Source organism: Mycoplasmopsis bovis PG45 (assembly GCF_000183385.1).
GTDB classification, from domain to species: Bacteria; Bacillota_I; Bacilli_A; order Mycoplasmatales; family Metamycoplasmataceae; genus Mycoplasmopsis; species Mycoplasmopsis bovis.
In genome coordinates, this window is record NC_014760.1 from 382734 (window position 1) to 395186 (window position 12453).

Here is a 12453-nt window from a genome sequence, read left to right on the forward strand (position 1 = left end):
AAAATTAAAGCAAAAACAAAACAAAAGAATTCACAAATTCAAGCGAATGTATTTTTAGAATTATATAATTATGATTAATAAATACTTAAAGGACAAATTATGGAAAATAAGAACAATAAAACCAAGCAATACCAAAGCATTTTAAGTAATCTTTTGGATGTTAATCCATCTGACCAAGCGATATTTACAAAGGTTAACAACAAGTATTGTTTTGATTTTTATTCTTTATTTGGGCCTGAAGCCTTTGATTTAATTTATTCAAATAAAAACTTCGATATACCTATTTTAGAAGTGAATTTAATTAGAATTTGTCAGCTTTTAGAACAAAGTGATAATGCCGATGAAACTATATCAATTTTAGAAGAAAATAATTATGTATTAAGTCAGCAAAAACTAAATCAACTTAGGAAAGATTTTGTTTTTACTAAGAACAAAATAATTAACGAGATAAGAGCAAATTTTCAAAGGCAAGCATTAAAGTGAAAACTGTTTTTGAATAAAGCTAATGAAATAAATGCTGAAACTAATATATGACCGATGCATTTAGGATTCTTATTTGTCCGGGTTTCTATAGAAGGTAAGAGTGTTTATGCTCCTTTATTTTTTAAGGAAGTATATTTAGAAATAAGAAACGCTAGACCATTTTTAATTTCTAATGGAGACATTAAGCCTAATGAAAAATTATTATTTTTATTAAATAATGCTGGTTTCGATTTAGAAGTTACTGAAAATTATGGTGACTGAAGCATTAAAGAATTAATAAAGAGTTTGCATGAAGTTTGAGGACAGATTTATGAGCTTAAAGTTAACTTAAATTCTGAATTTGCTTCTTTTACTGCTGAAGAAATTATTAACGAATCATTACAATTTTTAGGCGGTGTAGTTCTAGGTCTATTTCAGCCTTCTGGTGGTTATATAAGAAACAGAATGCTAGAAATAATTAACAACAATGAACTTAATAAAATATTGCAGGTTGAATTCAACAAAAATATCTATAAAAAAAGGATAAATGACGTTTTATTCAATCCAAAAACTAGCCTATTTAAAATAGCAGCAACTAACTACTCGCAAGATAGAGCTATAGCTAGCGCCCTTAATCAAAACACAATTATTTGAGGCCCACCAGGAACGGGAAAGAGCCAGACTATAGTTAATATATTAACCAATGTTTTGGTTTATTCAAAAACAGCTATAGTTTGCTCACAAAAAAAGGCTGCCTTGGAAGTTATTAGAAACAGAATGGGCGACTTGAAAATTTTCTGTCTTTTTATGCTTAATTCTAAAAATATGAACAGAAAATCGTTTTATGAGCCTATAAAAGAGTATTTAGATTACTTAGAAAACTACGAAGAAATTGATGACTTAAAACCACTTAGAGTAATAACAAATGAAGAAATTGATTTTGTTAATAACATACAAATGGCTTCAAATGACAAAAGATTTAACAGTGCTGTTAAGCTAATTAGTCCAATTAAAAAGGCAGGCTCAGATTTTACAAGTGAAATATGAACTAAAATTACTCAATTGCCTACAGATATTAAATATCCAATGAAGTTTAAGTTTTCTAGTGCTTGAGAGCTTAGAAAATTTATGCTTAAAGAGAATAATTTAAGCCTTAAAATATATAAGAAAAATTATTGATTAATTAGCAAACTTTCGAAACAGTTATTTGACGAATTCAACAATTTTACAGGCAATTTAGATGAAATAGTACGACTAAAAGGAAATCTTAGTTCAGCTGATTTTGACTACATTAGTAACCTATTGTGCATTTTGCCTAACTTTGACCAGGCTCAAACTAGTGACAAAAATGAACTAAGACGCTTCATTACAAAAAATATAATTAATTCAATTATGCGTTTTAATGAGGATGAAAAAGCTGAGTATACTGAATTTGCTGCAACAGCAAGGCTTGCAATAATTGAACCATATAAGTTTATGAAACGCTTTTCAAATATGATAAAGAAGCTGTTTCCAATATTAATTGTTACACCGGAAGCTGACCTATCAGCATGAAATAAAAGCGAATTGGACTATGGAATACTTGATGAATCTAGTCAAATTTTTATAGAAAAAGGCTTACCCGTTTTATATTTATCTAAAATCAAGATTTTGGCTGGTGACGATCAACAAATGAAGCCTAGCAACTGATTTGGTATTAGAGTAAATGATGAAGAAACCATTTTTGGTAAGGTTGATTCTATGCTTGATTTTGCCAAAGGTGTAGGTGTTTATAATGTTTTATTAGACAAAAATTATCGTTCAAATTATGCCTCGCTAATGACTTTTAGTAGTAAACATTTTTATAATAGCTCACTAGATGTTGTCAACTCGAATTTAAATACAAATAATTATGATTCAATTGAAGTCATTAATGCTAATGGAATCTGAGAAGAAAACAAAAATGAAATAGAAGCGAATTTAGCAATAAAAGTTGCTAATGAAAACTTAGACAAATACAATAAAATAATTTTGCTTTGTTTTAATGCTAAACAACAGGACTATATAACTACTAAGATATTTAGAGAAGAATCTGAATTAGAAAAAGCAATAATTGATGGAAGGCTACTTTTGAGAAATATAGAGAATATTCAAGGTGATGAAGCTGACTTAGTTATTGTTTCAATTGCTTATGATAATAGTGTGCTATTTCACTCAACATACGTTGGACGTCCGGGCGGAAAAAATGCATTAAATGTAGCTATATCTAGAGCAAAAGACAAGATGATTATTCTTAAAAGTCTTAATGCAAGCGATGTAAGTGTGTTAACTGGTAATGAAGATGTATATATATTTAAAAAATGATTAGAGTTCTTAGAGTTAGATCCTAAAAGTAAGCAAGAGTTTGTTTCAAATGATTATTTAGTTCAAAACAAGGCAAATATAGGTGCAGAAGTATCAAAATCTGATTTTGAAATTGAACTAGAGAGCTCAATTAATGAGTTAATTAAAGATTATGATAGCCTAACTCTTTCTACTAATGAATCAATTGGGACACTTAAAATTGACTACATTCTTAAGCATAAAAACAAAAACATTATGTGCTTTATTATAGATAAGTATGAATACCAAAATGATGTTGAAAAATATGTATTACAAAAGGATTTATATAAATTCATAAAAAGTAAAAAATATAATGTACATTTAATTAATAGTTTGACCTGAACATTTGAAAAAGATGCAATTTATGATGAAATAATCCAATACATTGAAAGTTATGTTGTGTCTAATGATGAGCTTTATAATGATGATAATATCTTTACTTCATTAAGTGCTGAAGCCTATAAAACAGACCAATTAGGCATTCAAACTTCTGAACATAGAACAAGTCGTAGCAGTAATAATAACTACGATTCAGCAACTAACACAGAGTTAATAAATACCCAAAGTACTGAAGATGATAATAGTCAGGATGATAGCGAAAGTAACGAATCATTTGAAGATAATGTTAAAAAATGAGAACAAATTTTAAGTAAAGAAGTAATAATCGATACAGCAGTTATTGAACAAAAGAACTAAAAGCAGGGAATGCCCCTGCTTTTTTGGCAAAAGTAACAAAAAACAGATAGGATAGTCTATCTGTTTAGTAATTATTCAGAATCACGAGCGATTGCAATTAATTGTGAAAATACTTGAGGCTCATTAATAGCTAGTTCTGATAACATTTTACGGTTGATAGTAATGTTTGATTTTTTAAGACCATTAATAAATTTTGAATATGATAAGCCTTCCAATCTAACAGCAGCACTTATACGTGAAATTCATAATTTTCTATAGTCTCTTTTAACTTGTTTACGGTCTCTAAAAGCATATGTTCAAGACTTTACAACAGCTTGTTTAGCAACTTTATAACCTATTGATTTGTGTCCAAAATAACCCTTAGCTAGCTTTATTCATTTCTTTCTTCTAGCTCTTGTAACGGTTCCACCTTTTACTCTCATAATATTACCTTCTTAATAAAATTATTAAATTAATGCCTTAAATCTCTTAAGATCAGAACTGTGCATTTGCGCAGATTTACGAGATTGACGTTTTTGTTTTGTGGTTTTATTTTGGGCTAAATGTGAACGATATGCTTGTTCACGCATAACTTTGCCAGTTGCTGTTACTTTAATTCTTTTTTTAAGAGCGCTTTTAGTCTTCATCTTTGGCATCTTTTGCTCCTTTTTTGTCATCAGTTTCATTTGAATTTGACTCTGCTGACTTTTCTTCAACTATATTATGTTCTCTTTTATACTTATTAACTTTGACCTTATTAGGTTGGAGATACATATCAAGAAAACGTTCGCCAATTATTTCAGGTTCTTTTGTTTTTTCAGCTACTGCTTCTACTAATTCATAAAATTTATTCATCATAGTGTAGCCTAATTCAGGTCTAGTGATTTCACGCCCTCTAAATTTCAAACTAACCTTGATTCTGTCGCCATCTAATAAGAACTCAAATGCTTTTCTAGCTTTAGTTTTTAAATCATGATCACCAGTCATAGCTGTTAATCTAATTTGGCGATTTTGAATTATTGTTTGTTTTTCTTTAGCAGCCTTTTGCTTCTTTTTACGTTCATATTTAAATTTACCGTAATCTAAAATTCTAGCAATAGGCTTTGGCTCAACAGCAATTAAAACTAAGTCTAACTTGCTGTCTTTGGCTATTTCAATGGCTTCAAAGGTATTTTTAACACCTATTTTTTCACCATCAGCACCAATCAAGAACACTTTTTGAAATGGAATATTTTCATTAATCATATGCTCTTGTTCAGGCTTTTTTATTTTCTTGATGTTTTGTATAACTGCTCCTTAGCTTTTTGATAAAAATTAAAACATAAAAATAAAGTGATTCTCATCACTTCTATCTACAAAAAACATCATTGATATTTTTAATTGTAGCTAGAACCCAAGGCTATGGCCATCAGGTGAGAATTTAATCTACTTCTGCAATTAAATATTGCTATAGTATTTTAACATAAACATTATAATTTGACAAGGCAAAAAATATATATATTTACTGCTATAAATTCTTATGTTTTTGACAACTAAAATTTAATTTTATTTTACAAAAAATTAAAACTTTAAAAGCTCTAACATAGACAGAAATTCACACTTGTTCATTGCAAATTTTTTAATGTTTATAATAATAGTTTTCAAATATACGTTTTATAATGCTTGCTGATTACGCTAATTTTTGCTTAATTTTTTGCTTTTGAATAAGAAATTTATTAATAAAGCATAGCAATTATGATTTTTGGTATATGATACTCAATTATAGGGAAAAAAGGAGCTTTTATGAATAGAAAATTACTCAATTCATTTATAGCTGGTGGTTTATCAGTGCCATTGGTGTTTGCATCAGCACAATGTGGAAAATTAGATAAATATAAAAATGAAGATGCCAAAAATTTTAATGAGCAAGTTAGAGACAAAACACTAAGTCAAATTAAAAAAATTTTTGACAAGGATCATCCTGAATCATTAAAACAAGCGCTTAAGTTAGAAGACGAAATTAACAAATGAATTTTTGGCAATGATAAAGCTGACTTTGAAATTAAAAAAGAACTTTTAAGTGTCTTTAGTGCAAATGATTATAAGCTTTTACATGATATGAAAAAAAGTGAGCCTAAAGCGCCAAATCATGAAGACACTAAGAATTTGAAAAAAGAACAACAAGAGGCCTTGAACAAAAAATATAAAAAAGAATTAGCATCATTTGTTGACAAATTTAAGCTTGCAGTATTATCGGATGAATTTAATATTTTTGAATCAAAATATAAAGAAGTTGCTCAAAAGAAGCAAACATCGCATAAAAAAGATGTTGAGAAACTAGAAAAAGCTCTTAAAACATTTAAAGAAAGCTTAAACAGTGAAAAAGTCAAAAGTGAAGGCAATAAAGTTTTTGCTTATGGAGATTTATTAAAAGAAAACTGACCAACACTTTTAAAATTAGTAAAAAGCTAATTAAAATAGATAACAAAAACCTATAGCGCTATTTTACAGGCTATAGGTTTTATAATTTTTCCAACACTCAAGCAATAATTCGTTTTATTCTGGATGATGTATACCTTTTAGATGTGCACTTTTCTATAAACAAATTATATGAAGGCTCATTAACTCATTTTACTATTAGATTCTCTAAACCTTCGGAAACAACCGGGATATTTTTAATTTTATCCTTGTTTTTAATTACTTTCTTTTGAAATAAGGAATAAAGATCAGCTGTTTGTTTAGGCATTTTCTTAAATATCATTGGAGAATAATACGAAATGTCTTCATTAGCATAGATCATTTTTCTTAATAATGATGCCGAAGCGTATATATCATTAGTTTCATCAGAGTGATAATGAATATTTCTTTCAATAGCATAAGGAACAATTGGTAAATTATTGTTTACAATGATTTTTATATATTCAAAAGCCAAAATATCATTAGGCATAGTAAAATTATGCCCAAATAACGAATTTATAGCCATTGCAGATGCTTTAGGGAAGCTAATTTTTTCACTCTTTTGATATTTTTTAACTAACTCAAAAAACTCTTTTTCTTTCTCTTTAATTCCTTTTGCAATTGTAATCATCAAGTCAACATTATTTGTCTCTGAACCAAAAACAAGTTTATCTATTTTGCCTTTTTTATAGAGCTTCATGATTGCATTATGTGCAAAAATATGTGCGGCTTGCACAGTTTCTTCAAAGCTAAGTTTTAGCACTTTATCAACACCATATTTTTTAGCTATTTTAGCTCGCTTTGAAAAAGAAGCAACAGCTAACTCGCCTCTTTGGGTATATTTATCGCTCATCACAACAATAATTTTTTCATTTGGAAAATTATTTTTTATCCAATTAATTTGTCTAATATGTCCATTGTGAAAAGGGTTGTACTCAACTACAATACCAACTGACATTTTTCCTTTCTGCCTATAAATTGACAATTTTAGTTAAAAACAGTAATATCCTGATAGTATGTAAAACCTGAATCATTTAGTGGTTTTGTATAAAAGTATTGCACTATTATTTTTTCATAGTCATTAATGAATAAATAATTTGTTTCATTTTGTCTTATTAATAACAAATCATCAATTGATCTAAGCAACGAAAATTGCTCAGTTTTGTTAAATTTTGAATTTATTGCTTCAATCAATTTGGATTTAAAATTCTTGAAGTTCAGTGAATATGTCTTTAAAATTGAATTTAAATTATTAACATTTTTATCATTTAATACTACAGAACTTCAGTTCTTATTTATTATTTGATTGATAACATTATCAATCTTCATAATGTCTTCATAATAATGTGGTTTTGAACTTTTATTCTCATAATTGTGCTTTAAAACAGCAATATTGGTCAAAATAGATGAATTTTCTAAATTCATTAAGGCAACCAAATTTTCGGCAAATGTATTATTTACTAACTCATATGAGTTATACGAGTACATATAGTTTTTTGAATTCTTATCAACATATTTGTAACTTGGTTTTAATCTACTGTCCAACTTATTTATAAACATAACAAGCTTTTTGTAGTAATTATCAATTCTTAATGTTTTTGGACTAAAAACAGGAATTATCCATTTAATTTCCTGACCAGATAAATCTTTATTTTCAGAATAAAATTTATCTAATAAGTTTTTCATTATGTTCTTAAACATTTGTCAGTTGCTGGTTTTTAATTGCTCATTTATATCTAAAATCTTGTCTTTTTGATATGAATCGCTTATTAAATCAGCTTTGTTATTTAAAAAGTCGCTTAATTCAATAATGTTTGTATTGAATTTGTCATTATCATAATAGCTAAATCTTATTCTATTGATGTCATTAATTAATGTGAAAAGACTATCATCTTCATTATGATTTGTATCAAAATAAAGAGACTGAGACATAAAAGAATTTCAATATGTATTATTGCCTAGCACTTTGGTTGCTATATATTGGTTTAATAAATTATTTATAATGTTAAAAAATGTCAACATTCTAGGAGAGTAAAAATTAACAAAACTTTTGCTGCTCAAGTCTTTTTTATAGACATTGAAGACTAATTTGGAAAATGCATCATTTGCTTCTAAATCTTGATTTATGTTTTGGTTATAAAAGTATTTATTTACATTAGAATTGCTTTTGTTTGAAAAAGCAAATGACAATCCATATATTTTAGGATTGTTTTCAATATCTTCTTTTTGAACATCATTGAACAAATTGTAGCTGGCTTCAGAAATTAAATTTTGTCTATAAGCATTGTATGATTGAAGTCTATAAGTGGGTTCATCAATAGGCACTGGATTAAATTTTAGTATTATTTTTTTAAGAGCTCTATCATCATTAGCAAATGATTCGTTTGCATAAAAATTATTTTTTAAATATACTGCTTTATCAATTCCATAAGTATTAAGCACATATGGACTAGCAAATAAAGCATTAGATTCATTAACTTCTTGTGAGTATAACGGACTAAATAGCATATTATTTGTTAGCACTTTAGTTACAAATAGGTCTAATTTGCTTTTATCAGTTTTACTGTTAATAAATGTAAGCGGACTATCTTTATCTATTTTTGCAATGTCATAATCATCTGTAATGCTCTGTAATTCAGCAAAATTATTTTTGTAATTATATGAATTTCAAAAATGATCATTTTTTACCAAAAAGTCTGTTTTATCGCCTTTTTTGTCAACAAAATAAACATTGTTTTTAAGTGTAAATTCAACTTTTTTAGCATTCTTTAAGTGCTCAATGAATAAAGGATTGTTAATATTGCTTGCTTCATTAGACACTACCCTAACAATTCCCTTATCACTAAGTTTTGAATAAGGAGCAATAGAATCCTTGTCATATTCAACAACTTTTCCATTTAAAAGTGTAATTGTAATTTTTTTTGCTAATTCAAAATGCAAATATTTATTAGTCACACTAAAAAATTTTTTATTAATGTTGTCAAATTTTGCTTTTCCAGATGTTTTTCATCTAATTAATGGGGCACTAAGCAATGAGTCGTGATCTGTTTCAATAAACTTATTTTTATTAGTTATGCTGCTATTGATATAACTTGGATTATTAAATGACTTAATATATTCAAATCTACTTCTATCATTTCTAATATTACAACTAATTGCTAAGGCAGGAAGTGTGCAAACAGGCAAAAGCGATATTATTTTTTTTCTCATATGCTACTCCCTTACCCTTGATGTTCTATACATTATTATGCTAAAAATCTTGTTGACTATAATAAATAGACTTGTAATTAAAACTACAAAGATTGTATAGCTAATATTTGTTAAATCGGTCACTAAATCCTTAAAAACATTACCAATATTTAGTGATTCTTCAACATTTTTTATGTTAAAGAATGACAGTGCTGCTAAAACAAGCATATTTAGTGATAGATTATCAGAAATTAACGTTATATTTAGTCACAAATTTTCAACAAATACTATATGCATAAGTATTCATGATGATGATGCACCAAATGAGCGATATGCAAAAATAAATTCTTTATTTTTAAGATCTAGTGTATTGGCATATGCAATGTAGAAAAAGCTTATAGAACCAAAAATACTCAAAATAATCACTGCATTAACAAAACTATATCCAAGAATTTTGAAAAATATTATATTGATTATTAAAAATGGAAAAATGTTTATTGAACTAAAAATATAATAACTAATTTTGCTAGACATTTTATTTGAATAAAATCCAATAATAGAACCTAAAAATGTTCCTAATAAATATTGCAAAAATATTGCAGTTAATGAAAGCGCTATAGTAACTAAAAATGAGTATACAAAAAAGGAAAATCTGTCAATTTTTAGAGTATTAGTGCCAAATAAAAAGTAATAGTTTTTGCCAGATAGTGACTTTATCAAAGCATATGGATCATAGTCTAAAATTACATAGTCATTAACATTTAATGAAGATTTAATTATTCCGCTGTGTAACTCATTATTTTCCCTTATTATCTTCAAAATAGGGCTGTCGGTGAAAAACTTTCTACTAACAACAGGACTATAGTAATTAGGAAGATTTGCTGATAAATCGCTATCTAAAACCGGTTTATGTGGTGAATAATTAAGTAAAAAAGCTATAGAAGAAATACAAATTATCATCAAGATAAAAGATATAAAAATCGCTAGTCAAAAGTAATTAATTTTTTTAGAAAAGAACCTACTTCAAAAAAGTTGAAAGGAACTTTTATAATTTATTATTTTTGCAATCTCTTTTTTATGCTTTGATAGCACAAAGGAGTTTTTAGATTCTTTATTTAAAAGCAAGTTGTCTTTATTATCCATCTAAATTTCTCCCTTTACTACTTTTGCTGGCCTTCTGAATTTTATATGATAGTTAAAATTATTTTCCACGCTTAATACGTCATAAATAATCTCAGTAATAGCTGAAAATAAAAATATTACAAAAGCTTTATAAAAAACTAAACACATCAAAACATTTATTTCACCATTTGTAAAAGCTGAAGTTAGTATTAGGCTTTGCCCCGGGATCTGAAATATTCTTTCCATAACAATTCCTAGGCTGATAATAAATACTAAGACTGCAAGCATCCTGTTTATTGTTTCAATAATTAAATTTTTAAAAACACCTATAAAAAAGACTTTGTTGTTACTTAGTCCCATAGTTTTTAACACCTTTATGTAATCCTTGCTTAGTATATTAAGCATTGCATTTTTGACCACAATAGCAAAAAATGAAACAGTAACTATTAAAATAATTGAAATTGGAAGAACTAGCGACAATAGCATATAGCCAGCATTTAGAGAATCAATGGGAACAAAATTAACTGGCAAGTCTGTATATTCAGCTAAAATGATCATTAGTGGAGCTAAAACGAAAACTGGAATTGAAGCAAAGACAAAAATAAGCAAACTTATTATGGCATCGCTTATTTTTCCATTTTTATAAGCTAACAATATACCTAATAAATATCCAAAAATAATACTTAAAATGAATGTAATAGATTCAAAAAGTAGGCTATATTTAAAATAGTATCCAAAGTACTCTAATGCACTATTAAAGCTACTAGAATTATAAACCTGTCCAAAATTAGAAAAAATAGAACCTAAGAAGGCAAAAAAATGCTTGCTTAAAGGCTCACTGTTAAATTTATCATTAATAATGAATTGCGATAAAAGTACATAAAAAAATAGCGTTATAAGAAAAATACCTAACAAGGCAAAAAGTATTTTTTTAAATGCATATTTGTAAAAATTCATTGCAATCTTTCTACAATGAAGATTAACTACTTAATAATTTTGTTGTCTCTTAGAACTTCTAAGATTCCTACAGATGCAACTTCTTCGTCATCTCCATTAAATTTGATTGTAATTGAGTCATTTTGCTTAACGCCTAGTGTTAGAACATTCATTAATGACTTTAAATTGGCTGTTCTGTTGCTTTTATTATTTGTAATAAGAATATCACATTTGTATTTTGAAGCTTCTGCAGTTATATAACTAGCTGGTCTAGCGTGTAAGCCAATAGGGTCGATCACTGTAGCTGTTAGTTCCTTCATAATAATGCTCCTGCTATTTGTTTTTCAAAAATAATATGTTAAATTATACACAAAATTAAGTGCCGTGTCTTTTATAATAAATTAATAGGCCGAAATAATATAGTGTAAATATTTACACACATATTTTTTGTTTATACCTATAAAACAATTTAATTGGTAAAAGATAGTTATGTATTTTTGTAAATTCTTGTTAATAAAATAAATGTTATGAAAATACACTGAAATCTAAATTAAATTTAAAGCAATGTTATTTTGATAAATAAAACCTTATATAATTGGTATATAAATTAAACTCGGAGGTTTATAAATGGCAAAACCAAAAAAAATTCTTTCTATTATAGCTTCACCAAACAATCCGTCATTATCCTCAGCAGCAAACATTAAAGTTGCTGAATTATTGAGAAAAAAATATCCTAACAGTGAATTTACTCTAGTTGACTTAAATAATACTCCTTTTGCAAATAATTCACTTACTGTGCAATCTAAGCCAACATTTTGAACAGAAACTGAATCTGATTATTGAATTGATAAGCTTAAAGAAACAGATATTTTAATTATTTCAACGCCAATGATTAATTTTAACTACTCAGGTGCACTTAAAAACTTCATTGATTCAATTTGTGTTGCTGATAAATCATTTACATATAAATATGTAACAAAAGGAGCATCAAGAGGGTTAATTGACAAACTTAGAGTCATAATTGTAGCAACTCAAGGTGCACCAAAAGGCTGATATTTATTTGGAGATCATGTTAGAAACTTAAAAGGTACATTTAGATTTCTAGGTGCTAAAAAAGTTAATTCATTGTTGATTGATGGAACAAAAGTTGCTCCTAAAAATAAAATGAGCTTCAATGATATTTTAGCTGAATTAGAAGGCGAAATTGAAGAATTAGTTGAAAAATACTAGTGTTGTATAGCAAAGAGTTTATGGCTGTTTAAGCCTGTTTTA

11 protein-coding genes are annotated in these 12453 nt (G+C 27.3%); 3 read left to right on the forward strand and 8 right to left on the reverse strand.

Going from position 1 to position 12453, the window contains the following annotated elements:
* Window positions 1-99 precede the first annotated feature (99 nt).
* Window positions 100-3519, forward strand: coding sequence for a DEAD/DEAH box helicase (locus MBOVPG45_RS01685; protein WP_013456289.1), 3420 nt, complete (start codon window positions 100-102; stop codon window positions 3517-3519).
* Between the two features lie 71 nt (window positions 3520-3590).
* On the opposite strand, the gene rplT is transcribed toward MBOVPG45_RS01685, so the two are convergent.
* From rplT to infC, 3 genes are read right to left on the reverse strand one after another with little or no spacing between them, the layout of a single operon-like run.
* On the reverse strand, window positions 3591-3941 hold the full coding sequence (gene rplT / locus MBOVPG45_RS01690; RefSeq protein ID WP_004023890.1) for a 50S ribosomal protein L20: 351 nt from the start codon (window positions 3939-3941) through the stop codon (window positions 3591-3593).
* 24 nt (window positions 3942-3965) lie between these two features.
* The gene (gene rpmI, locus MBOVPG45_RS01695) at window positions 3966-4154 is read right to left on the reverse strand and encodes a 50S ribosomal protein L35 (RefSeq protein WP_013456480.1); all 189 of its coding nucleotides are present in this window, start codon (window positions 4152-4154) and stop codon (window positions 3966-3968) included.
* Window positions 4135-4743 (reverse strand): translation initiation factor IF-3, encoded by a 609-nt coding sequence (infC, locus tag MBOVPG45_RS01700; RefSeq protein WP_013456602.1) that lies wholly within the window; start codon window positions 4741-4743, stop codon window positions 4135-4137. The genes rpmI and infC overlap by 20 nt, the downstream gene beginning before the upstream one ends.
* A 537-nt stretch (window positions 4744-5280) precedes the next feature.
* On the opposite strand from infC, the gene MBOVPG45_RS01705 reads away from it, so the two are divergent.
* Window positions 5281-5949 (forward strand): MAG4740 family lipoprotein, encoded by a 669-nt coding sequence (locus tag MBOVPG45_RS01705; RefSeq protein WP_013456523.1) that lies wholly within the window; start codon window positions 5281-5283, stop codon window positions 5947-5949.
* Window positions 5950-5998: 49 nt separating this feature from the next.
* Here MBOVPG45_RS01705 and MBOVPG45_RS01710 read toward each other — a convergent pair whose 3' ends face one another.
* Genes MBOVPG45_RS01710 through MBOVPG45_RS01730 form a run of 5 tightly spaced genes read right to left on the reverse strand, consistent with a single transcriptional unit; the run spans window position 5999 to window position 11501 of the window.
* Complete coding sequence (locus MBOVPG45_RS01710) at window positions 5999-6892, reverse strand: nucleotidyltransferase (RefSeq protein WP_013456074.1); 894 nt, start codon at window positions 6890-6892, stop codon at window positions 5999-6001.
* 29 nt (window positions 6893-6921) lie between these two features.
* The gene (locus tag MBOVPG45_RS01715; protein WP_013456190.1) at window positions 6922-9144 is read right to left on the reverse strand and encodes an OppA family ABC transporter substrate-binding lipoprotein; all 2223 of its coding nucleotides are present in this window, start codon (window positions 9142-9144) and stop codon (window positions 6922-6924) included.
* A gap of 3 nt (window positions 9145-9147) precedes the next feature.
* Window positions 9148-10266, reverse strand: a complete 1119-nt coding sequence (locus MBOVPG45_RS01720) for an ABC transporter permease subunit (protein WP_013456230.1) — start codon at window positions 10264-10266, stop codon at window positions 9148-9150.
* Window positions 10267-11202: an ABC transporter permease subunit gene (locus MBOVPG45_RS01725; RefSeq protein ID WP_013456330.1), complete on the reverse strand. Its 936-nt coding sequence runs from the start codon at window positions 11200-11202 to the stop codon at window positions 10267-10269. It lies immediately after the preceding gene.
* A gap of 26 nt (window positions 11203-11228) precedes the next feature.
* Window positions 11229-11501 carry an HPr family phosphocarrier protein gene (locus MBOVPG45_RS01730; RefSeq protein WP_013456586.1) on the reverse strand — a complete coding sequence of 91 codons (273 nt, stop codon included), beginning with the start codon at window positions 11499-11501 and terminating at the stop codon, window positions 11229-11231.
* Between the two features lie 307 nt (window positions 11502-11808).
* On the opposite strand from MBOVPG45_RS01730, the gene MBOVPG45_RS01735 reads away from it, so the two are divergent.
* On the forward strand, window positions 11809-12411 hold the full coding sequence (locus MBOVPG45_RS01735; protein ID WP_013456406.1) for an FMN-dependent NADH-azoreductase: 603 nt from the start codon (window positions 11809-11811) through the stop codon (window positions 12409-12411).
* Window positions 12412-12453: the final 42 nt, after the last annotated feature.